This window comes from Candidatus Chlamydia sanziniae, assembly GCF_001653975.1.
Classification (GTDB): domain Bacteria; phylum Chlamydiota; class Chlamydiia; order Chlamydiales; family Chlamydiaceae; genus Chlamydia; species Chlamydia sanziniae.
The window spans coordinates 520831-544221 of record NZ_CP014639.1; the positions used below are offsets into that span (position 1 = coordinate 520831).

A 23391-nucleotide genomic window follows, 5' to 3' on the forward strand; every position below is an offset into this window, starting at 1 on the left:
TCATGGCATGGCAGGTAGACATTGAGCATGAGGAATTAAAGACTTGGGTGAGTGAGGTTGTCAAATTGACAACTCCTGAGAATGTAAGGTTATGTGACGGGTCGGCAGAAGAATATACAGATTTGTGTAAGCTGATGCAGAATTCTGGAACAATGATTCCTTTGAATCCTGAGCTTCATCCAAATTGTTTTTTAGTGCGCTCTTCTCCTGAGGATGTCGCTCGTGTTGAACAGTTTACTTTTATTTGTACGCCGACACAGCAAGAAGCTGGTCCTACCAATAATTGGAAGGATCCTAAGGAGATGCGCCAAGAGCTGCAACGATTGTTCCATGGATGTATGCAGGGTAGGACACTCTACATAGTCCCTTTTTGTATGGGGCCTTTAAATTCTCCGTTTTCTATTGTAGGTATTGAGTTAACAGATTCTCCGTATGTTGTTTGTTCGATGAAGATCATGACACGGATGGGCAAGGACGTATTAAAGTTCCTGGGGAATAGGGGAAAATTCTTGAAATGTCTGCACAGTGTAGGTAAGCCTTTAGCTCCTGGCGAAAAAGACGTAGCTTGGCCTTGCAACCCTAAGTCGATACGGGTTGTTCATTTTCAAGACGATCACAGTGTGATGTCTTTTGGCAGTGGCTACGGAGGAAACGCCTTACTTGGAAAGAAGTGTGTTGCGTTACGTATAGCGTCTTATATGGCTCAATCTGAGGGTTGGCTTGCTGAGCATATGTTAATCATTGGTGTGACTAATCCTGAAGGAAAAAAGAAGTACTTTTCTGCTTCGTTCCCTAGTGGATGTGGTAAGACAAATTTGGCTATGTTAATGCCTACGCTTCCCGGTTGGAAGGTAGAGTGTGTTGGGGATGACATTGCTTGGATTCGTCCAGGTAAAAATGGGAAGTTGTATGCTGTCAATCCTGAGTATGGATTTTTTGGTATTGCTCCAGGGACTTCTATGCGCACAAATCCAAATGCGATAGTAACTTGTAAATCCAACTCATTGTTTACTAATGTAGCTTTGACGAAAGACCGTGATGTATGGTGGAAAGGACTCTCCGATCAGCCTCCTCAACCTTTGATTGATTGGCATGGGAATGTGTGGTCTCCTGGAGGAGAGCCTGCTGCTCATCCAAATGCACGTTTTACAGCACCTTTAGTCCAGTGTCCTTCTTTGGACCCCCAATGGAATAATCCTGAAGGTGTGCCTTTAGAGGCTATTATCTTTGGAGGTCGTCGTGCTGAGACAATTCCTTTAGTTTACGAGGCTTTGAGTTGGCAGCATGGGGTGACGATAGGTGCAGGGATGTCATCAGCAACGACAGCTGCGATTGTAGGGAAGCAAGGTCAACTTCGTCATGATCCTTTTGCTATGCTTCCATTTTGTGGTTACAACATGGCTCATTATTTCCAGCATTGGCTTTCTTTTTCACAGAATGCGGCCCTCAAGTTACCTAAGATTTTTGGTGTAAATTGGTTTCTTAAGGATGATAAGGGCAATTTTCTTTGGCCAGGATTCAGTGACAATCTTCGCATTTTAGAATGGATATTTCGAAGAACTGATGGTGAAGAGCAAATTGCTAAACGTACACCCATTGGTTATCTTCCTAACAATGAAGGGTTGAACTTGCATGGATTGGATCTCGTACCACAAGCACTTCAAACATTATTGTCTGTAAATCATGAAGGTTGGCTTCGTGAAGTAGAGCATATTCGTGAATACTGTAAAATTTTTGGTGCGGACTGTCCTCAAGAGATTTTAGATGAACTTTCCCGTATAAAATCAGAATTACAATAAATCAAAGTCATTAGCTATTTATGTGTTAATTTAAGGTTAATTATTTTTTGTTTTTTTGAAATTATTTTTATTTTAAAATAACAATAATTAATGTTTTTATATTAATACAGTGACAATCCAATCATATTATATTAATTTTACACGTAATGTTACCGCATCTTTAATTGGCACCCAAATAGATCCAGTTATTCAGTTATCAGATGCTGCATTGTTTTTCCAGGAGCTATATACTAAAGCTCAAAGCTTGAAACATGCTTTAAAATTAGTACAAGAGTTAGACGCAAAAAGTGTTGCTAACCCTTTAGTTTCTATAGTCCCTTTACCTACTGGCCATGAGGATGTAAGTTCGCAAGCTTTACCTTTAGGGACAATAACGATTCCCTTTCCAGATTATACAGATGCACAACTTAAAGATATTATCTCGCATCCTGACCTTTCTTCTGCACAGATATTTATCGACGGCATGGAGAAAGTACTTGCAAATTGGCTTCTTTCTATTACCTCCAATATAAACATTGTTCCCCTTTCCGAGGCTGAAGAGGAAATTGTTACTAAATATCAGAAGCACTTAAGGGATTTAAAACCTTTATTTAGTACTGGAACTACTCCATCAGGGGCTAATTACAAGGATCTTTATGGTATTCCTACAGCTTTATTAGAAGAAATTGCAACTTTACCAGTTAAGGATAGCCCTCCAAAAAGTCGGACGGTTGCTTTTTGGCAAGATATGATGGTCGTATACAGTGCAATAACATCTATTAACTTCCCTGCTAATGAATACCTAAACACGCAATTGGCGGAACGCTCCTTAAATATTTCTACAGCACAAACTATGCAGCAACTTTTAAGAAACTTTTATAGTAACTTAAAAGATTTTCTCACGCCTTTATGGGAAGAGACCAAGGCAAAAACTTCTATCCAGGTTGAATATAATGCTCGTAATTCAGGGATAATCCAAAGCTGGCTAAATTTAGGTGGGATATTCCGACTACTTACCGAAAACCTTCCCCAAGGCACACCTACAAGTCTTCCTTTGAATCTTTCAAATACTATCTATACTTTTCTTAACGCTATGGGCGATATTGTTATAGGGAGTGGTTCACAAGGCTCTATACGCTTAGATGCATTTCTTGGCATTCAGTATGTTTACCAGCGTTGTGCTTTTTTATACGGAACCTCTGCTTCGGCACCTTCTACTTCTGATTATACTAATTTTCTTAATGCGGACAGAGCCTATTGGAAAGCACGTGCTAGAACGTTCGATGTTACTGGCAATGGCGTATTTGATCATTTTGCGTCTAACTGGTTAGCCCCGGGTTATAAAGGCTTAACTATTTTTAACAAAAATCAACTCAATCAATACAATCCTCGTTTTTTCCAGGAGGCTCTCAACTTAGTAAAAAATAAGCCCATGGATCAAAGTAATTATCAAAAAGTTGCTGATGCCGCGAATACCGCAATCAATAGTATCAATAATCTGATCAAGATATGGAATACAGAGATTGTTAGTATACAAAGTCAAAAAGAGTCTATAGATCCCCCTCAGCTCAAGTATTATGAGACTATGCTAGAAAATAAAAAGACTTTTGTGAATTCCACTCCTCTACAGAGTACGTATACTTCATTGATGTTGGATAAATTTTTGCCAATGCAACAGCACGTTTTAAGCGCCTTAGGAGATCAGATGACGTTTTCAAATAAGGCTGCAAAATATTTGAATACACTTATTAGTAAGATTACAAGTTTTCAAACTTCTGATGTTTACTACTCTCTTTCTATTTACTTACGTCAGATGAACTTGCAAGCTCTTATCGACCCTATCCGTAAGGCCATTACCGTTTTAAATAATGAAAAGACGCGGTGTATGACAGATATCAAAAGGGCTCAACAAGTACAAAGTGAAATCAATAAGATAATTCCTGAGGTACAAGCAAATTTGGAAATGACTTCGTCCCAAAAACGAGAGCTTGTGACAACGTTGACGTCTTATAAGTCACAGTTTGATGATTTGATACGTAACCTATCACAGTTGTTGGTGTTTCTTGTGGGGATGTCTATAGATCCGGTAGCAAACCCTAAAGCCGTAGATAAAGCTTTTGATGTGACAATCTATAAGGAAGCATCTGACAGTTGGATACGGCAGTTAGCAAGTTTTGAGAGTTTTGTAATTGAAGGGGGGCATCATGGTGTTGTCCCTGGGGGAGAACAGCAGATCTTACAGGCTATGGAGTCTTCAGCAGAAGATTTTACTACCTTCAACCAAAACCAGCAGCTTGCTTTGCAATTAGAATCTTCAGCAATGCAGCAAGAATGGACGATAGTGAGTACGGCTCTTGCTTTACTTAACCAGATGTTTTCGAAGCTAGCACGTAGAATTAACTCTTAAAAATAGGAAGTGTGAGATGATGAATCCTAGAATCGAGAGATTAGAACTTTACCAACCAACGGCTATGCATACAGCTGCATCAGGAGAGTTGTATGAGAGGTCTTCTCTACTGGCTTTAGAATACATAGATGTGAAAGAACTTTCTCATCATTTGCAAGTCCTCAAGGAGGTGATTAAGGAAGCTCGTAGTTTAGGTTTAGGACGTGATTTTGTTGCTTCTATGAATCGTAGTTTTTTAGATACTGGCGTAGAATTAGCAATTATGCAAACGATGCTTACAGAGGAAAATAATCGCGATTTGCGCAAACGAGAAACAAAAATGTTTCATCAATCTATGCGTAAGGACTCTCCAAAGATATTGATAACAGCACCTGAGCTCAGCCCTACTACAGATTCTGTGATTAATAAAATGCCATTTCAGTCTGCCTTTGCTTACATTCTTCTTGATAAGTACATTCCACAGCAAGAACAATCTCTTTATGCTCTTGGTCGTGAGCTCAATCTAGCAGGGTATGCTCAGAATCTTTTCAGTCCTTTGCTTGAGGCTATAAAAACATTCAACTCTGCTCCTATAAATTATAACTTAGGGTCATACATTTCCCAAACTTCAGATACCGCAAACTTTAAATACGGTTATCAGATGATACTGTCTCGTTATGATAGCGAAAGAGCACAATTACGTAATGACGTGAGGAATGTAGAAAATACGAACGAAATCTTGAATAAAATTCGTGTGAATATCAATGACAATGCGAGCTTGACGACAGATCAGAAAACCCAGCTTCTAGGTATCGCTACCACGTATCAGACAGAATTAAAATTGATAAATGAGCAGTTGAAAGATTTGATGAGAAATTTAGACACTTTAATTTTTATTCCCGGAAGTAGTCAAAATAGTCCTGCTTACACGGTTATGGGAGCAGACTTTTCAATTACTAAGCTTCAAGACTTAGAACATATTGTTGTTGACGGTGTCATTGATATTGCAACAGCAACAGCAAAAGGGGGATTGTTAAACTTCTTTACGATGGTCCTTATGGATGTACAAAATTATGGGGATTTGGCACAGACTCAGCAATTAATGCTAGACTTGGAGCTCAAAGCTATGCAACAACAGTGGAGTCTAGTATCTGCGTCACTGAAATTGATGCATGGCATTTATAAAACACTAATTGCAGGATTTAAACGTTAGAATTGGAATCCTGATGTAATATTGATAGCGCGTTGGTATCCCCAGCGACCTTCGACATTGTAGTAGAAGTTATCGGCAATGCAACAAGTAACACCACAGCAGAAATTCACTTTGTTAAAGTTAGTGATTTCACGAACTTTGAATTTAAAGTTGGTAAATTGCTTTTCAAGATCTTGAAAGCTATTTTTGGGAAAGTGCCTGGAGGTATTCCCTACAGAAACAGCAGCATAAGGAAGTATGTAGTCATTGAGATATGTGGTAATTCCAATATTTGCAGACCACTCTTTATAGCTTAGATTGCCATTTGCGGTATCAAAATAGATTTCAGGATTGCTTTTGTTGTGAACAATAATATAGTTTATGGGACTTCCACCATGGCGATAATCTGCACCGATACCTACAAAAGAGATGCCATCTTTCCAAAGGACCTTCTGAAGGCCTAAATCCCAAACAATGCCATAGTTGGATTGAATTTCAATAATACCGTCAGTAGCTTCAGACTCTGCATTTAATGGATTAGATGTAAAATCTCTGTAGGCATTAAGAGGAAGGCGGTAGTATTGTTTTAAGCCGCCGACTCTTACAGTAAAATTAATATCAAAGAAGGGAATGGCTGCTGGAGAGTTGTCTTGTAGCGCTATAGAAACAAAAATGCAACTCGAGTTGCATGAAGAGTTATTTAATTCAAAGTCGAAATTGTTTGTTGTTGAAGTGACTTGTGGCTGTGGCCCTGTTCCTGATGTTGTTACTGAACTGATGATAGGGACATCGGTAATGTGGGCACTTTCTGAGAGGATGTAATCTCCATAGAAACCGATTTTTAAACTTCCTGCAAGGGCAGCAAAAAGATCATAGCTATTACAAAGCTCAAAGGCACACCATCCTTTTTGCTCGGGATTAATGCCAGGAAGCACAGGAGATGCGGGATTACCAGCAGCTAAACCATAAAGAAAAGAAGGGGAAGCGGTGCCCCATAACATAAGGGAAAAAAGGGTTGCTAAACGTAAATGTTTTAGCAGCTTGCTATTCATGTAGTCAGTGGCCTTATTTGCTTTTAGTGATTAAGTCTTCTTTACCAGATGGTAAAAAAATGTACAAATGAAAACTCTCAGAGTAACTAGTGCCGAATAACTCTTGGAAATACAACGTCTAAAGTTATCATAGCAAGGTATTTATAGGAATTCTTCTTTAGTATTGCGTTGTAGAAGCATCGCAATACCTTTTTTAAGGTCGAGGTTTTCATAAAGAACACGATAGATTCCCATAGTAATTGGCATTTCAATTTTATGGTGTTTGGCAATTTGGTATGCGGAGAGTGCAGTGTACGCCCCTTCAACAGCCATACCGATTTTGGCTTTGGCTTGTTCGACTGTCAATCCTTCTGCAAGAAGTTTTCCAAATTTTGAATTTCTACTTAACTCTGAGAAGCAAGTCACACAAAGATCTCCGAGTCCAGCAAGGCCATTCAAGGTTTCAGGACGGCAGTTCATAATGACAGCTAACTTACGAATTTCATGTAATCCCCGAGTGACAAGTCCTGCTTTGGCGTTATTTCCGAAATGAAATCCTTCGGAAATCCCACAAGCAATAGCAATCACATTTTTTAAAGCTCCGCCAAGGGCGATACCTTTGATATCTGTATTAGGATAGACACGAAATGTCGGTGTAGAAAATGCATTATGAATTTGCTTTAAGGTTTGAGAATCATAAGCACTCACTACTACAGAACAAGGACAGCCTTTAATGACTTCTTTAGCAATGGAAGGGCCACTGAGATACCCTAAATAAGAAATTGCAGAATTCCCAAGAACCTCAAGCATAATCTCACTAAGTAAAAGACCTGTATGTTGTTCAATGCCTTTTGAAGTAATTACGAATGGTACCGATAATGTTGTCACTGTCTTAAGTTGTTCCGCAACAGGACGAATTCCTGCTGAGGTGACAGCTTCAACAATCATAGTAGCATTATTTATAGCTTCTGCCATATCTGTGGTAAAAGAGAGATTCGGAGATATAGGGATATCAGGAGCTAAAGGATGTCGTTGTATGCTCTGTAGCTCTTTGATAAGTTGGGCATTACGTGACCACCCTGTAACTTGATATCCTTTATTTGCAAGTAGGGATGCTAAGCAGAATCCCCAAATTCCCATGCCTAAATATGCAATTTTTTCCTTCATGAAGCCTCAAAAAACGATTCTTCGAAAAATGCTTTGTTTTCCCAATGTAAGGAAGTTGAGGTTGAAGGATAATAAAAATCAGCTTCTAATTCAAATGTTGTGTCTGGAGAAAGTTGTTTTCCTGTGACTTTATGGAAGAGCTGGCGTTCTCTATCAGAAAGAGCTTGTCTCACCGTGTCGGGACTGTGATTACCCTCGAGATTTTTTAGAGGAGCAAAGCACTCCTGTCTTGGATAGACAAGAGTTTGACAACGTTTGCTATAGCAAAATAGATCAAAAATGAATTCCTCAAATTTCCAAGCATTCTTTTCTGAGGAAACGAGTTGTCCCCATTGCTTCGCACGCTTATAAGCTTTGTATAACGGCAGTTGTTGATACGCTGCATGTTCAATAAAATCCATGGATAAGCAGTACAGACCAATATTGGCAAGACAATACTTCAACTTACCATCAAAATCAACGGCGAATCTTTCATTTTGAGGAATTTCAGAATATTCAATAACAGAAATTTTCTTGGAATCATAAGATTGTACGAGAATTCCTACATCTTCAACTGCTGTTTGGCGTAGGGCAGCCTTTATGGTAACTTCATTGTTTACCATAGCGTGGAAGCCACAGAGTTCGACATCAAAGGGTAATGCAAGGGGATTATCGATGGGAATCACACTCACCATTTCAATGCCTGCTTGTTTCCACTTCTGCCAAACTCCAGAGGTATAGAGTAGCGTTGCCAAACAGCCATTGCCGTTGGGCCCCAGAGCCAATATGTCAATATCTTCTAGGAAAAGGTCTCCAGAAAGACTTAGCAGTGGCCAAAGCGGCTGGCAAAAAAAGTCTACTTGCTGAGGGTCTAGGTGAAAATAGTCGTTAGACTCAAAGTAGGAGTGTGTTTGCCAATTGTTGAGAGGGGAAGTCATAAAAGCTAGAGGCAAAGGCTTGCCAGCAAGTTTACTTGCTGCACATACCTTTTCAGCAACAAGTTGAAATAACGGCTTTTTTTTAATAGGAGAGACTGGAAATAATCCTTTAGGGCCATCACATTTTAATCGAGATCCTTGACCACCGGCAAGAACAACACATGCAATTTTTTTTTCTTGCAAAAGTGATGACCCTATGTGAGTTCTTTCTGGATCTTCTCCCGAAGAAGCAAAAGAAATGATAGGTTGGAAATCTTTGAGAATGGCGGTAGGAGACGAAAGAAGTAAGCGTTGCTTATGAAAAAAATCTATATTTATAGAAGAAAGTTGATAGTATAGTCTCTGTTGTTGTTTAAGAGAAAGAGAAGGCCATGCATCTAATAAATGCTCTTGACATATTGTTTTGAGCTTGTCTGTTAGTGAAGCTAGGTTCATAGCAGAGGGAAAATATGTGGTATGAGTCATTACAATTAGCCTTGCGTTTCCTGTCTCTTGATTCTAGAATACTTATTATACTTGATCTTTTCGATGATTTTTCTGCGGTTTACTAATCTCTGAAGTTGATTGTGATAAATGGAGAGGTCTTGGAGTGCTTTTCTCTGTTGGTTATAAAGAGATATTTGTAATCTTTTCAAGTGTTCCAACAGAGAATCATAATGTTCTACGTTATTTCGGGAGATAAAATATTCGTTACGTTTCCTTGTAAATTCTGTAATATTCGCTGCTGTTTTTTTTAGCTTCTGGGATAAAGCCGTTAGTTCATATTCACAGTCACGAAGAGAGCATAAAGATTTATAAATGTGTGTTTTTAAGATAAGAGATAAAACAGGGAGCTTGCCAGTCATGACTGTGCTAAGGCCTCCAGTTGTTTTAAAGTGTTCTCTAGATAACAATAGCTCGACAAGGGTTGCGTAAGAAAAGCTTTAATACTGGGAAGGATGTGTATAGCCGCATCTAAGTCTTGATCTTGCCCTGGAGTATAAGCCCCGAGTTGAATAATATCTAACGCTTCATTGTAAACTTTTAACAAGGTACGAAGTTTTTCTGCAGCAGCATAATGATGAGGAAGAGCCAGTATTTGAGCAGATCGTGAAAGACTTGTTAAGATATCTATGGGGGGAGAGGCTAAGGCTTTTCCCTGATTCGTAAGGAAAAAGTGCCCGTCTAAAAGTGATTTTAAGTAATCAGTAAAAATATCAGGATGCTGGGGATAATGGAGAATAGCGTAAAGAGCTGTTATAGAACCCTGACTACTATTACCCGCACGTTCGGTAAACTCAGAAACATGATGGAAAACAGAGGCTGCATAGTGATGCGCTGAGAGAATTTCTCCTCGTGCAAGAGCAACTTCTTGTAGTGCGGCTATCCACCGTGATAGAGAATCCATAAGGAATAAGACTTCATGGCCTTGCTCTCGAAAGTATTCTGCTATAGTCATTGCAGCGCGCCCTGCAATTACCTTTGTAGGTGCGCTTTCATGGGCAGGAGCAACAATAATGATCGTACGGTGTTGCTTAAGGGCAGAACTATGTTGTTCGATATATTCACGGACTTCACGTCCTCGCTCACCAATCAAAGCAATGACATTGATTGTTGATTGGGATCCTAAAGCAATTGCAGAAAGAAGAGAAGATTTCCCACTTCCTGGTTCAGAAAATATTCCGATACGTTGTCCTTTTCCTAAGGTAAGGAAAGCATCAATAACTTTAATTCCTGTGGGGAAGATTTCTTGGATGGGTTGTCGCATCATGGGAGAAGGAGGCAATGAAATCAAGGGCTTTCTCTGAGTTTTTGGAAGCGCATCTTTATTGTCTATAGGATTACCAAAAGCATCGAGAACTCGACCTAGCAGGTGGCAAGAGAGATGTAAGGAGGGGGGACGGCGTAGAGGCACCACTTCTGTCCCTAAACTAACAGAGTGTAAGGGAGACAGCGACATGAGAAGTGTCATGTCATTGTGAAATCCAATCACCTCAGCAAGAAGATTGGGATTATTGAGAGAAGAAATCTTACAAAGTTCTCCGAGACAGGCGGAAAGTCCTTGAACTTCAAGAAGATTCCCCGAAACTTTTGATAACAGTCCACAAGCGCGATAAGGCTGCCATTGATAGATCCATGTTTTTTCTTTATCTAGATGTGTCATACGGTTAACAAAGACAGCAAATGATCGAGTTCTTCTCCAATTTCTTGTCGAAAGATACCTTGAGGAATTTCCATTTTGTATTCTGCTTGTTTACATGAGATATCGGGGAAAAATTCCGCATGCTTAATTATGAAAAGTTCATGTGTAGCCATCCAATCCTTAAGTTTTTGTAGGTCTTCGGGATGTAAAAATATTTTTAGAGGAGATAACGATCGTTGAGAGGAATACCGTTCTACGGCTGCAGCAAGGAGTAAAGCAAGTTCCTCAGGATTTTCTAGTTTTTTATAAAGAAATTTTTCGCAAATCAGTAGGGTGAGTTCAAGAAGATCAGGCTTGAGCTGTTGAACAGTTTTTTCAACTTCAGCAAGCATATGAACAGAAAGTTTCCTAAAAATCTGTATTAAGGAATGAAGTTCCTGGAATGCTTTGTTATAGCCTTCAACCTCTCCTTGGCAAAAGCCCTTGTTAAACGCTGTATCCCAATTCATATTAGTCTCAGGGACATCGTCAATGGCTGAAGGAGAACCAGGGGATTGTGGCGTCGTCACAAGATATACCTAATTCTTAAAGTTTATACTTAAGTACGCGGTTTCGTAGATTTTCCGGGAGTCTGCTTAAAAGTATTTCAGCTTTTTTCGGATCCAAATACGAAAGGATAAGGGCGATTTTTTCTGGGGGTTCTTTTTGTATAATCTCTACCAGCTTTGTTATATTTATGCCTCGTTTTATTTTTTTAGGTTCAGGAGAAACTCTCTCGTAGGCGTGCCAACCAAGATAGAGGCTCGCAAGAGCAACAATACTTAAACTGCTGAGTAAGATTACACAACCAATAAGGAATTTAGACACACCAGAATGCTGTCTGTGTTGATAAGCAAAAGGAAGTCTTTCTGTAATAATAGTACAGAAATCACTGCAGTTTTGATGGAGGTAGTGTATGGCATGATTGATGACTTTATCAGACTCTTCTTTCGGTAGACTGTTGACATAATTTTCATTTATAGTGAATTGTACAATAGGTTTTTCTTCACTAGGAAGATAGGAAAACGCAAAATGTTCCTTGGGGAAAATCTTCTTAAGATAGTTTTCTAATGTTGTAAAGAAAAGAGAGTTCATACTTCTAGGCTCTGGGGAATAAAAATTTCCCAAATTATCAGATAGGGTAATATTTTCTTTATGTAATCCAGGGACGCTACTGCAAAGGTAATCAGTAATTGAGAAGAGAAGAGATGGTGTGAGAAATGCATCTTTTTGAGGCGTCAGAATGACAGAAAGTTTTAAAAGATTCTCTGTCTCTTCTTCTAACGGCAGTGCAAGAGCCACTTTAGCAGCCATAATAGAGTCGAATGTTGTAAGATCCCTTTCTAGCTGTTCTTTTTTTGCTAAAGCTTCCATGAATCTAAGATTTCCTGTTTGTGAAAACTTTAACCAGTGATTTGAAGTTTTTTCTACTTTAGTAGGCGTTAAAGATTTAGATGTGGATGAAGATTTGCTAAACAACATAGCGCAGCTTATAGCTCCAACAACAAGGAAAAACCCTAAAGGAGAGACGCCTAATGCAGCGAGTTTTTTTTTTAAGTTTTGAAAAAACACAAATACACTCAATAAAAAATAATGAAATAATTATGACGTATCGTCATTTCATTATTCTCTATCAAAAAATGTGAATTATTGACAATTTAGTTACAACGAAAGTCAATTAGATTCATAGAGATGTTGAAAAGTTTAGAGAGTCTTCATTTACTTTGATTTGTAGCTCTGGATAAACATAGGCTTTTAGGAGTTGTCCTATGGAATTTAATGTAGTTCCTACGGAGGATAGGCATCCCGAACAATTTCCAGAATATGCAATAGTTACAAGATTATCCTCTAAAGTTTCTATGGCAACTTCACCACCATCCATAGCAACATAAGGATTAATTTTCTGTTCTATTATTGAGTGTAAGATTTGGAGTTTCTTTTCTGCAGGTAGCTCTTCCCAATCTTCTTGAGTATAAGGATTGGCGTCTTCAAAATCGAGATTGATTGGGGACTCTTGCAATGGTAAAGAGCCATCTTCAAGAGGAATATTCAAACATTGTTCGATTGCGATATCAAGGGCATCAATAATGAGATGGTATAGAGGAAGACTATCGGGGGGGAGAGCAGCCTGATGCTGATGGGTGCGTAAAGATTGGTCAATATCATCGAGGGTAATCTTATAAGCGTCAGCATAGCTTTTATTCACAACAAGGTTGCAAATAGTTTCTGCTAAAGGAATGAGATAAGGGTGTCCAAAATATTGAAATTTTGCATCGAGGATTTTTCCATTGGTTTTGTCAACAAGCCAGTAAAGAAAAACACAGTTTCCTATCAACCGGTGGCCTTGTCTTCCTATGATGAGATGAGCATCTTTTGCTGCTGCCTCTTCTTCAGAAAACATTCCAGCACAATAAGGTGTAAGGAATTTTTTCATTACTTTTTTAGAAAGAGTTGCCCAAAAAGCAATGGGTTGAAAGGGAATGGTCATGGAGAATGAATCAGTAAAGGAGTTAAATGTTTTATACTAGCGTTAAGAGCTCGCGTTAATATAGCAAAGTTTAAATCTTTACTACGTTCCGTAAGGGCAAAGTGAAGAGCATTATGGCAAAGAACGGGAGGGACTCCACAATTTTGCAGCACTTGTGCAAGGGATTGGAATCGTTCATAGCCTAGGCCAGGGTAAATCCCCTGTTGATGGAGGAGGAAGGCTAGACTCTCAGCAGGAAAATTAGGGATGGCAGCAACAAAAATATTTGGTAAGGAGTTTTCCATCTCTGGAAATAAAATTTGAATAGAGGGACAGGCTTGTTTTAACTCTTGAATCAATTGCTTACGCAAGTTTAAAGTGTTAAATGTAAACAGAGGAAGTGCTGAGAATCGCTCTTGACAAGCCGTTTGCATCGCTGCTATAGAACCAAAACAAAGATGTCCTGCGCGATGTTCAGGAAACCAAGGAGTAAAAATAGGCTCCAAGGATTTATGGATGAACATTCCCCCTAGACTTCCGATTCCCCCAAGAGCAGTTGCGGAAAAAGTAATAATGTCTGCTTCAAGCATGGGAGGTGTTAGAGGAGCACGTCCTAAGATATCCGAAATGTCAAGATGAAGGAGTACACCACGGTCGTTACATTGGTTAAGAATTTGTTCTATGGGTTGAATGACTCCAAGCATACCATGCGCAGCAGATAGAGAAAATAGAAGCGTACGCGAATTTAGCGTTTCTATAATATGTTCTTTAACAATTCTTCCTTCGTGATTTGCTGTTACCCAATCATAAGTAGCCGCTAATCCTTGACGACGACAGATGCCATCAATAAACAGTTGTTGATCATGAGTAGGAAGAATAAGATGATTTCTCCCTTGAGACACTGAAGAGTTTTCTAATAGTGCTGAAACAATAATCCTGACAATATGGGGAAAATGAGGAACAAAATGAAACATGTGAGAACTTGTCACTCCAACAAGCTTACGCACATCTTCCTCAGCTTCTCGTAGGAGTCGTAACGCTGATGAGGGCATTAAAGAAAAAAGATCTGCATAGCTGGCATAGCTGTCTTTAACTTTCTCAGAGGGTGGAATAGCCTGCTGATTGTTTAGCCAAAGAGTCCTGGATATTTTTCGAATTTGTGGTTTTTCCATAAATATACAATGGGCTTGCCTGTAGGCAACTCTAAAGAGAGTACCTCTTCTTCACTTAATTTTTCTATATCCATAATTAAAGAGCGCAGAGAATTCCCATGGGCGGAGATAAATATATTTTTTGAATTCTGCACCTTAGGAAGTATAGTAGTTTTGAAATAAGGCAGTGTACGTTGTTTTGTGTCAAATAGACTTTCTCCTTGAGGAGGAGCGACTTTGTAACTACGCCTCCAGAGATGGACTTGCTGATCGCCAAATTCCTCAGCAACTTCTTGCTTATTTTTCCCTTGAAGTTCCCCGTACATTCTTTCATTAAGAGCACTAGAACGGTAGAGAGGGATCATCGTCTCCTCTGTAGTTTTGCTATGAATTGCTGTCATGTGACAATATTCAGGATCCTCATGAACGATGTAAGGAATTTTCCCAGAACGGTGAACCATCATGGCAAGAAGGGCAGTCATTAAACTCCGCACTAATGTAGAGGTAAATATGCAATCTATAGGCAAATCTTGAAGAAGCTTTCCCGCAGCAATAGCTTCTTCAATTCCTTTTTGGCTCAGAGGAATATCTACCCATCCAGTAAATAGATTTTTTGCGTTCCATACGGACTGACCATGGCGTAATAAAATAAGAAGAGTCATAGATCTAACACTCGAGTTCAAAATTAAGCATAAAAAGAAAAACACTTTTGTCTAGAAGAAAGATATAACGGCTAAAAGAATTTTTTATATGAAAGAAAAGTAGACCTCTATTTCTTTCCTTAGGCACAATAGATCCCTTGTTTGGAGGGTGCTATGACGAAAGTTCGTCTTAATAAATTTTTAGCTTCTGCAGGAATTGCTTCGCGTAGAAAATGCGATGAAATTATCTTTTCAGGAAGAGTTACTGTAAATGGTTGTGTAGCTGAAGGACCTTTTATTCTCATAGATGAAAGACAGGATAAAGTTAAGGTTGGTAATGAATATATTCATAGTATGAAAAAAGTTTATTTCATGGTGCATAAGCCTTTGGGATATCTATGTTCATCTGAAAAAAAGTTCCCAGGAACAAAATTGGTTATAGATCTCTTTGCGCATTTGCCGTACCGTGTATTTACCATAGGGCGTTTAGATAAGGAAACATCAGGACTAATTTTAGTTACGAATGACGGGGAATTTGCTAACAAAGTGATTCATCCTTCTTATGGTCTTACCAAGGAATACTTGTTAAAGGTCAACCGTGAGATTACAGCAAAAGATCTTGAAAATATCATGAAAGGGACAAGGATTGACGGGAAGCATATTCGTCCTATATTAGTGACTAAAATTCGTCGGGGGACTTTAAAGATTATTGTGAATGAAGGGAAGAAACATGAAATCCGCTTACTTGCTGACACTGCAGGTCTTCCTATTCTAGAGTTAAAACGAATTCGCATAGGCAGCTTGGTTTTAGGAGGTTTGCGTTATGGCGAATATCGCGAACTGACAGATGCTGAAGTGCTTACTTATACTTCTACATAAGTGTTTTTTTCATGAATCTATAAAAGCATTTTTATGAAGTACATCTTTTTTTCTGTTATTATGGTAAGTATTGCCTGTGGAGCCTTACTAGGAGCTTATTGTCAACTCTATTGTTCGATAAAGAATGTCTTGCTGTGTTGGGAAGCCTTAGTAACTCATGCTATAGCAAAACGGCAAGCTTTGATTACTTTGGGAAGTTTTTCTTCGGAGGAGAATTCTCAGCTTATCCAAGAGGTAGATTTTCTTTTAAAATACCACCATGTGTCTTGGCGCATGTTCTTGCGTAAGAGTTATGATATTCTTTTTGCTTTTAAAGACATGGAAGATGTTCTCCCCCAGCGCTTGCATGATCTCTTGGAGATATCGCAGCAGGTAAATGATCAGAATGATGTACTCTTATGTTTAGAAAATTTTTGGGCAAGTGATAACCTTTTTGCTTTTGAGACCGCAGCTTATGAACAGGCTGTAGGAAGATATTTACAACAACGATCGCGAGTTTCTTTGTGCCTAGTTCGCTGGCTATTTCGGTTTTTAAATTTCCCCGTGATTGAATTTAATCGGTAAAATCGTTGCTAAATTTTTCTTCAAAATGCAAAGCATATGATGAATCAAACGCTTTTGGCTTGCTTCCACATCTATGGAATGGCCAAGGAGTTCTTGGAGTGAGGTTGCAGGTTGTCCTACATTAGCAAGTGTTTCTGCAGATGTATTGCCATTAATGGCGATCCCAAGAGCGATCCCAAGAAAACCTTGTGCGGGAATAGTCTCACTCAATATACCGGAAAGCTTTTTGCCTTGAACAACAACATCATTTGGCCATTTTATAGTCGCTCCAGAAATTCCCAAATCCTGAGTGAGAGCAATTACCGCCTTTGTCCCAAGACGAAATAAACGAACCGCATCAATATCAGGATCAGTAATAAAAAAACATAATGTATTAAGAATATCTCCCCTGGAGGAACTCCAGGTCTTACCAAATGTGCCTCTGCCATGAGTTTGATAATGAGTAGAAATTACTGTCAATGCATAAGGATTCCAAAGATGCATATATTCTTTTGCTATATCATTAGTAGAGGGAGTTTTTTCTATTTCGTAATGAATAACTTTCATATTCTAAATTCTATAAGGGATTCCTACGTAAGAAAGTGCCTATGGGGAACAGCAAATATTTTCGCTATGTGAATTTTTGGGTTTTTATTGTTATCGTCCTATTGATGATATTCAGTATTATTGTCATTTCCTCTATGGATCCTTCAACAATGTTAGTCACTTCTTCTAAAGGACTGTTGACAAGTAAAAGTATTATGCAACTCAGACATTTTTTCTTGGGGTGGCTTGTGTTTTTTGCTTGCATGTGTCTAGATTATCATAAACTAAGAACATGGATATGGCTACTCTATATTTTCACAATTCTCGCTCTTATAGGCCTTTTTTTCGTCCCCACGGTACAAAACGTACACAGATGGTATCGTATTCCCTTCATTCACCTGAGCGTACAGCCTTCAGAATATAGCAAACTTATTGTTGTAATCATGCTCAGTTATATCTTAGATGCTCGTAAAGTCGACATTGCTTCTAAAACTACCGCCTTTATTGCTTGTGTTATCGTTGCTCTTCCTTTTTTTTTAATTTTAAAAGAACCAGATTTAGGGACAGCTTTAGTTTTATGTCCTGTAACATTGACGATCTTTTATCTCGCTAATGTTCATCCTTTCCTAGTAAAATGTTGTGCAATTCTTACAGGTATAGGAATTGTAGGTTCTTTATTGATTTTCTCAGGAGTGGTCTCTCATGAGAAAATTAAGCCCTATGCACTTAAGGTTGTCAAAGAATATCAATATGAACGGCTCAATCCCTCGAACCATCACCAACGTGCTTCTTTAATTGCTATAGGACTTGGAGGAGTAAAAGGACGTGGATGGAAATCAGGAGAATTTGCAGGCCGTGGTTGGCTACCTTACGGATATACAGATTCTGTATTTTCTGCTTTAGGAGAGGAATTTGGTTTGGTAGGTCTCTTTATTACTCTTTTACTTTTTTACTTTCTTATCTGTTTTGGTTGTCAGACCGTTGCTGTTGCTGTTGATGGCTTTGGCAAATTACTCGCTGGAGGTATCACTGTATACTTATCCATGCATGTGATGATCAATATTAGTATGATGTGTGGCTTGCTCCCCATTACAGGAGTGCCATTAGTCCTCATCTCATACGGAGGATCTTCGGTTATCTCAACCATGGCTTCGCTAGGAATTCTGCAAAGTATCTACAGTCGTCGCTTTGCTAAATACTGACCAATCTATCTATTTCAGAAGACGGAGAGCATTTAACCCAACAATAATCGTACTACCTTCATGAAGAATAACGGCTAGCCATAAAGGAATAATTCCTAAAGATGCCGGCCAGGAAACTAAAAGAATCACAGATAAAGCTAAAACAAGGTTCTGAGAAACAATCTTTCTTGTTTGCTTTGCTTTTTGAATAATCCAAGGTAATGCAGTCAAAGCATCGTGTAGAAGGACAACATCAGCAGCTTCTATAGCAGTAGCACTTCCTGCCTCCCCCATAGCAATTCCTACAGTAGCTTGTGCTAAAGCAGGTGCATCATTGATTCCATCACCAACCATCAGGATATGGCGTTCTTTAGCAAGCTCGCGTATTTTCTTTAATTTGTCATCGGGAGAAAGGTCAGAAAAAACTTCCGAAATTCCTAAAGAACGTGCTGTATTTTCTGCGCTAATTTTGTGATCCCCAGTGAGCATACAGACAGGATATCCTAGATTTTTAAGATCCTGAATGATTTCAGTGGCATGAGGACGCGGCGTATCCTTAAAATAAAATAAAACACAGGAAGAGCCGAGATATGCTAAAGAACAAATTTCCCCAACCTGTTTAGCTTTATGAATTCGTTTTTTAAGTTCTTCAACATACTCAGGAGAAAGCGCCTTTAAAGCAACCTCTGTTTTCCCTACAAAAGCTTCTTTATTTTGAAAAAATCCCTGCACCCCCTTACCTGGAACCATAAGATAACGATCCGCAGGACGCGAAGGTATACTTTGCTTTGTTAAATAGTCCACAATAGCTTTGGCAATAGGATGGGATGAAGACTGTTCTAAAGCTAATATTGAGGGGAGAAGATCCGGATTTTCGGGACCAAAGAAATCATAACGTATACAAGTAAGATTTCCTGTAGTGAGTGTCCCTGTTTTATCCATAACTACAGCATTACAGGAAACTAAACGATCTAAAACTACCCCACCTTTAAGGAGAATCCCGTGTTTAGCACACGCATTGACTGCACTTAAATACGCAATAGGAATAGCAATAATTAGAGCACATGGAGAAGCAGCAATCAGAAAAGCTAATGCACGATAAAAAGCACTGTCAGGCCCTAAGAAAGGAATAGAAGAAAATAGAGGAACTAAAATCGCAATGGCAGCTGCAATCCCAAAAATAGTAAGTACGTAAATGGAAGCATACTTATCGAACCGTTGTTGCAAATGGGGTTTGGAATTTTGCGCTTGAATCACCAAATTTATAATATGCGTAATCGTAGAATCCGCTCCTGTTCGTAATATCCGAAGGTCAAAACTTCCCTCCAAATTGTAAGCACCTGCAGGGATTATAGAGCCTAACTGACAGGACTTGGGGACTTTTTCCCCCGTGAGATGCATGAGATTTACAGAAGAAGAACCATGGACAATTTCCCCATCTAAGGGGACGACTTCACCACTTTTTATGCGAATGATATCCCCAACCTGAATCTTACTCACAGGAATTTTTTGGAGATTTCCATTGTCCAAGACAATCCAACCAATTGTAGGTGCAAGTCGTTTTAAAGAGGCTAAGGTGCTTTTTGCTTTCCCAGAGACCATTTGGCCTAAAGCTTCAGAAATTGCAAATAGAACAAGAAGCAAAGATCCTTCTAAAGCTCCACCAATAAAAATCGATCCTAAAGCTGCTGAAGTCATTAAAATGTCAATATTCACCATTTTATGGCGAATGTCGTCTAAAGATTTAATCAATGCAGGTGTCCCAGCAAGAAAGAATGTAAAAATCACAAAAAGATTAGAGAGATTAGGAGCTCCACACCAATAGCTCAATAACGCTATTACATAAGTCCCTAAAGATACATAAGAAGCCTTTAAAGTAAGATTATGGCTGAGTTTGCGATTTTGTTGTGACAACATAGGACTCGTATCTTCTGTCATCCCTGATTCAAAAAAAGTATTTAAAACTTCAGGAGAAAAAGGGGTTGAGAATAAGCGAGAAAACACTGGGCTACCTATAAAAATTTTATTAAAGAACAGACAATACTTATTGCGGTGAGGAAAATGCCTAGCATCCAAACGAATTCAGTAATTGAATCATTTTCTAAAATTTTTGCTTTAATAATGGAAAGTATAATAATAACAATGGCAGTGAGTATACCCGACAAAGTATAGCTAACACAAATTACCAAAGGTAAAAAAAGGATAAAACCAAGAAAACCTCCCAGCATACAGGTGCCTCCCTGAACAAGAGGATGAGGGAAATCTTCCTTGTGAATACCAAGTTCGTTACGAATCATGGTATCTAATAACAACGTCGTGTCAGAACTAACATAGTCTATCATTTCTTCAAGTAGAGAATCTTTAAATCCCTGATGGGTAAAGATCACACGGAGTTCTGCTTTTTCTTGGTCTAAATGATTTTCAATTTCTTCCTTTTCTTGAAGCATAGAACGATGGGAGAGTTCCATATAGGCCCAAGCCTTCCTAGCTGTAAGACAGCCATGATAAAATATCCAGCCTAGACCTAAAGATACCAGCATTTTGACTTGAGTCATGTAATTCGTGGGAATGAGGAAAAATAGAGTGCGAATGAAAAAAAGAAAAACACCTGTTGCTACAGCATTGCTGGCTAAATGGTAAAAAAAACCTTTCGCTGTAGTATGAGGCTCCCCCTTACAGATACTATGTTTATCTTTAATTACTTTTACATGATCACCTGGAGTAAGAGATTTAAAATGGTTAGAATTTGTATTCATAAATTAACTTAGCATTAACCCAACATTGTTTTCATATTTTTAGAGGATTTTTATATAACTGTAAGCCTTAAGAAGTTTCAGGGAAAAGGACCTCAAGTCCTCCCATATAAGGACGTAACACTTCAGGAATGACCACAGAACTATCTTGTTGTTGATTGTTTTCTAAAATAGCCACAAGGAGACGAGGAGTCGCTAGTCCTGAGCCATTCAGGGTATGAAGAAAATGATGTTTCCCTTGACTATCTTTATATCGTGTTCTAGATCGTCGGGATTGAAAATCTGTACATTGGGAAATCGAAGAAACTTCATAAAATGCCTGTTGCCCCGGGAGCCAAACTTCAGCATCCATAGTTTTGGACGCAGAAAAAGACATGTCTCCTGTAGAGAGTAAAGAAAGGCGATAGGGGAGCCTTAATTCCGTAAGCATTTCCTCAACAACGTTTAACATTTTTGCATAAGCAATATCATCTTGTTCTGGCGTTGTAAAGGCAAACATTTCTACCTTATGGAATTGATGAACACGTACAAGGCCTCGTTCATGAGCACCTGCAGCTCCAGCTTCTCTACGGAAACAAGGAGTACATGCTGCATAGTAAAGGGGAAGCTCTTGCTCATTCAAAATTTCTTGACTGTGAAAACCGTTGAGAACTACCTCTGCAGTAGGAATCAGATATAAATATTGTTCCCCATCTTCAACACGGTAATATTGCCCATCAAATTTCGGAATTTGTCCAGAAGCAAATAATATTTCTTTTTTCACTAATAAAGGAGGAAGCCACAGATGAAAACCATGAGCCATTTGCTTTTGAAGCATGTAGGTAAGCAATGCCCATTCTAATAACACCCCAGAATTCTTATAGGCAGGCCATCCTGATCCTGTAGTTTTTGCTGCCACCTTAAAGTCTAGAATATTTAACCTTTTATTGAGGTCTACATGATGCTTGGGAGTGAAGGAAAAAGTCGGAAGAGTCCCCACGCTTTTTATAACTACATTACCAGATTTATCCGGAGACACAGGGGCATCATCATTAGGATAATTAGGAAGATGGGCAAGCATATCCTGAAGCTGAGAGTCTTTCTCGGTAAGTTGTTTCTCAAGAAGAGTAAGATCCTTTGTAATCGCCTCAACTTGAGCAACAAGTTGCTGTACTTCTAGATCCAAACCTGCGGTTTTTGCTTTATAGATAGACTGAGATAGTGCATGTCTCTGAGCTTGTAAAGTCTCAGAATGTGTTTTTAATTGACGTACTTTCTTATCCATTATAAGGATGGGCTGTAAAGAAATGTTTGGATCTTTTTTACGAAGACGCATTTCGCATTCTTTAGGGGTCTTGCGTATTATTTTTATATCTAACATCCTTATCTCACTATGATCAAGGTTTTACAAAAGTAGTAAGTATATGGAAGATGTCTCTGAGCAACAACTATTTTTTATGCGGCGTGCTATAACTCTAGGTGCGCAAGGGAAAATTACAGCTCCTCCTAACCCTTGGGTAGGCTGTGTTATCGTAAAATATGGAAAAATTATCGGCGAGGGTTTTCATGCCTATGCTGGAGGCCCCCACGCTGAAGAAGTTGCTATACGGAATGCTTTGGAAAGCGTCGAAGGATCTGAAGTATACGTATCTCTAGAACCCTGCTCTCATTACGGCACTCGCCCTCCCTGTGTGCATTTACTCATACAACATAAAATTGCTAAAGTGTTCATTGCTTTGGTAGATCCTGATGCTAGAGTTGCAGGCAAAGGTATAGAAATTTTGAAAAAAGCAGGAATTCTTGTACATGTGGGCTTGGTAAAAGAAGAGGCTTTTATATCTCTCAAATCTTATTTGCATCAACGTACTTATTCGACTCCTTGGATATTGCTTAAAAGTGCTGCTAGCATAGATGGACAGGTCGCAGATCGTTATAACAGATCTCAATGGATTACCTGTCCAGAGGCTCGTCAGGATGTAGGAAAACTACGCGCAGAGTCCCAAGCCATTATTATAGGTTCCGGCACAGCCCTTAGCGATAATCCTAAACTCACAGCACGATTATCTTCTGGAGAGCTTTATTCTCGTCAACCTTTGCGCGTAGTTTTAGACACCCTAGGGAAAGTCTCCCCCCAAGCAAGTATCTTTAATAACGAGGCACCTACTTTATACGTAACCACAACGCGCTGCCCTGATGAACATATAAAAATTATAGAATCTTTAGGAATTGAAATTTTAATTACTCAGCCAACACATTTAGGTGTGGATTTGCACCAGGTGAATGACTACCTTGCTGCGAAAAAAATTTTACAAGTTCTTGTCGAAGGGGGAGCAACATTACATACTGCTTTTTTAAAAGAAGGACTTGCACATGCTCTCGTGCTCTATTTAGGCCCTAAGATTCTTGGAAATCAAAATAAACCTCTTTTTGCAGACCTAAACTGGGCATTAGACTCGGCAAGAACGTTACTACCTCAGAGTGCTCAATTTTTAGGAAATTCTTTAAAAATATTGTGGGAACTCTCTCCTGTTTCAGAGAACGCATAAGAAATTGAAGGGAAAGGATTTTTAGAGTAGCATGCCTAAGATATACGTCTATTTATAAAGAGGGAGCCGAGTG

Annotated in this window: 21 protein-coding genes; 7 read left to right on the forward strand and 14 right to left on the reverse strand. The window is 38.9% G+C overall.

Annotated elements, in window-relative coordinates; translation table 11 throughout:
• Nucleotides 1–2: 2 nt before the first annotated feature.
• The 3 genes from Cs308_RS02280 (at nucleotide 3) to Cs308_RS02290 (ending at nucleotide 5377) form a co-directional block, all read left to right on the forward strand.
• On the forward strand, nucleotides 3–1799 hold the full coding sequence (locus tag Cs308_RS02280) for a phosphoenolpyruvate carboxykinase (GTP) (RefSeq protein WP_066482109.1): 1797 nt from the start codon (nucleotides 3–5) through the stop codon (nucleotides 1797–1799).
• A 109-nt stretch (nucleotides 1800–1908) separates the two neighbouring features.
• The gene (locus Cs308_RS02285; RefSeq protein WP_066482111.1) at nucleotides 1909–4185 is read left to right on the forward strand and encodes a CT620/CT621 family type III secretion system effector; all 2277 of its coding nucleotides are present in this window, start codon (nucleotides 1909–1911) and stop codon (nucleotides 4183–4185) included.
• A gap of 16 nt (nucleotides 4186–4201) precedes the next feature.
• Nucleotides 4202–5377, forward strand: a complete 1176-nt coding sequence (locus Cs308_RS02290) for a CT620/CT621 family type III secretion system effector (protein ID WP_066482112.1) — start codon at nucleotides 4202–4204, stop codon at nucleotides 5375–5377.
• Here Cs308_RS02290 and Cs308_RS02295 read toward each other — a convergent pair.
• The 10 genes from Cs308_RS02295 to Cs308_RS02340 form a co-directional block, all read right to left on the reverse strand.
• Entirely contained in the window at nucleotides 5374–6408 is a 1035-nt protein-coding gene (locus Cs308_RS02295) for a hypothetical protein (RefSeq protein WP_066482117.1), read from the reverse strand. The two genes, Cs308_RS02290 and Cs308_RS02295, sit on opposite strands and share 4 nt — an antisense overlap.
• A gap of 141 nt (nucleotides 6409–6549) precedes the next feature.
• Nucleotides 6550–7554, reverse strand: coding sequence for an NAD(P)H-dependent glycerol-3-phosphate dehydrogenase (locus tag Cs308_RS02300; protein WP_066482119.1), 1005 nt, complete (start codon nucleotides 7552–7554; stop codon nucleotides 6550–6552).
• On the reverse strand, nucleotides 7551–8936 hold the full coding sequence (locus Cs308_RS02305; protein WP_066482121.1) for a UTP--glucose-1-phosphate uridylyltransferase: 1386 nt from the start codon (nucleotides 8934–8936) through the stop codon (nucleotides 7551–7553). The genes Cs308_RS02300 and Cs308_RS02305 overlap by 4 nt, the downstream gene beginning before the upstream one ends.
• A gap of 5 nt (nucleotides 8937–8941) precedes the next feature.
• The gene (locus Cs308_RS02310) at nucleotides 8942–9316 is read right to left on the reverse strand and encodes a hypothetical protein (protein ID WP_066482123.1); all 375 of its coding nucleotides are present in this window, start codon (nucleotides 9314–9316) and stop codon (nucleotides 8942–8944) included.
• Nucleotides 9313–10614 carry a FliI/YscN family ATPase gene (locus Cs308_RS02315; protein ID WP_066482125.1) on the reverse strand — a complete coding sequence of 434 codons (1302 nt, stop codon included), beginning with the start codon at nucleotides 10612–10614 and terminating at the stop codon, nucleotides 9313–9315. Before Cs308_RS02315 ends, Cs308_RS02310 begins: the two co-directional genes overlap by 4 nt.
• On the reverse strand, nucleotides 10611–11162 hold the full coding sequence (locus tag Cs308_RS02320) for a FliH/SctL family protein (RefSeq protein WP_066482127.1): 552 nt from the start codon (nucleotides 11160–11162) through the stop codon (nucleotides 10611–10613). Before Cs308_RS02320 ends, Cs308_RS02315 begins: the two co-directional genes overlap by 4 nt.
• Nucleotides 11163–11178: 16 nt before the next feature.
• The gene (locus Cs308_RS02325; protein WP_066482129.1) at nucleotides 11179–12204 is read right to left on the reverse strand and encodes a type III secretion system protein; all 1026 of its coding nucleotides are present in this window, start codon (nucleotides 12202–12204) and stop codon (nucleotides 11179–11181) included.
• A 112-nt stretch (nucleotides 12205–12316) separates the two neighbouring features.
• Nucleotides 12317–13120: a NifU family protein gene (locus Cs308_RS02330; RefSeq protein WP_066482131.1), complete on the reverse strand. Its 804-nt coding sequence runs from the start codon at nucleotides 13118–13120 to the stop codon at nucleotides 12317–12319.
• A complete protein-coding gene (locus Cs308_RS02335) occupies nucleotides 13117–14271 on the reverse strand; it encodes an aminotransferase class V-fold PLP-dependent enzyme (RefSeq protein WP_066482133.1) in 1155 nt (384 codons plus the stop codon). Before Cs308_RS02335 ends, Cs308_RS02330 begins: the two co-directional genes overlap by 4 nt.
• On the reverse strand, nucleotides 14226–14912 hold the full coding sequence (locus tag Cs308_RS02340; RefSeq protein WP_066482135.1) for a 2,3-bisphosphoglycerate-dependent phosphoglycerate mutase: 687 nt from the start codon (nucleotides 14910–14912) through the stop codon (nucleotides 14226–14228). The genes Cs308_RS02335 and Cs308_RS02340 overlap by 46 nt, the downstream gene beginning before the upstream one ends.
• 153 nt (nucleotides 14913–15065) lie before the next feature.
• Here Cs308_RS02340 and Cs308_RS02345 point away from each other — a divergent pair, with 153 nt between their 5' ends.
• Nucleotides 15066–15770: a pseudouridine synthase gene (locus tag Cs308_RS02345; protein WP_066482137.1), complete on the forward strand. Its 705-nt coding sequence runs from the start codon at nucleotides 15066–15068 to the stop codon at nucleotides 15768–15770.
• 33 nt (nucleotides 15771–15803) lie between these two features.
• Nucleotides 15804–16334, forward strand: a complete 531-nt coding sequence (locus Cs308_RS02350; RefSeq protein ID WP_066482139.1) for a hypothetical protein — start codon at nucleotides 15804–15806, stop codon at nucleotides 16332–16334.
• On the opposite strand, the gene Cs308_RS02355 is transcribed toward Cs308_RS02350, so the two are convergent.
• The gene (locus Cs308_RS02355; RefSeq protein WP_066482144.1) at nucleotides 16302–16880 is read right to left on the reverse strand and encodes a biotin--[acetyl-CoA-carboxylase] ligase; all 579 of its coding nucleotides are present in this window, start codon (nucleotides 16878–16880) and stop codon (nucleotides 16302–16304) included. The two genes, Cs308_RS02350 and Cs308_RS02355, sit on opposite strands and share 33 nt — an antisense overlap.
• Nucleotides 16881–16921: 41 nt before the next feature.
• Here Cs308_RS02355 and Cs308_RS02360 point away from each other — a divergent pair, with 41 nt between their 5' ends.
• Nucleotides 16922–18061: an FtsW/RodA/SpoVE family cell cycle protein gene (locus Cs308_RS02360; protein WP_066482153.1), complete on the forward strand. Its 1140-nt coding sequence runs from the start codon at nucleotides 16922–16924 to the stop codon at nucleotides 18059–18061.
• A 9-nt stretch (nucleotides 18062–18070) separates the two neighbouring features.
• Here Cs308_RS02360 and Cs308_RS02365 read toward each other — a convergent pair whose 3' ends face one another.
• The 3 genes from Cs308_RS02365 to serS form a co-directional block, all read right to left on the reverse strand.
• A complete protein-coding gene (locus tag Cs308_RS02365) occupies nucleotides 18071–20044 on the reverse strand; it encodes a cation-translocating P-type ATPase (protein WP_066482157.1) in 1974 nt (657 codons plus the stop codon).
• An 8-nt stretch (nucleotides 20045–20052) separates the two neighbouring features.
• Nucleotides 20053–20796 carry a VIT1/CCC1 transporter family protein gene (locus tag Cs308_RS02370; RefSeq protein WP_066482158.1) on the reverse strand — a complete coding sequence of 248 codons (744 nt, stop codon included), beginning with the start codon at nucleotides 20794–20796 and terminating at the stop codon, nucleotides 20053–20055.
• A 67-nt stretch (nucleotides 20797–20863) separates the two neighbouring features.
• Nucleotides 20864–22153: a serine--tRNA ligase gene (gene serS, locus Cs308_RS02375; RefSeq protein WP_066482160.1), complete on the reverse strand. Its 1290-nt coding sequence runs from the start codon at nucleotides 22151–22153 to the stop codon at nucleotides 20864–20866.
• 43 nt (nucleotides 22154–22196) lie between these two features.
• On the opposite strand from serS, the gene ribD reads away from it, so the two are divergent.
• Nucleotides 22197–23318, forward strand: coding sequence for a bifunctional diaminohydroxyphosphoribosylaminopyrimidine deaminase/5-amino-6-(5-phosphoribosylamino)uracil reductase RibD (ribD, locus tag Cs308_RS02380; protein ID WP_066482161.1), 1122 nt, complete (start codon nucleotides 22197–22199; stop codon nucleotides 23316–23318).
• Nucleotides 23319–23391: the final 73 nt, after the last annotated feature.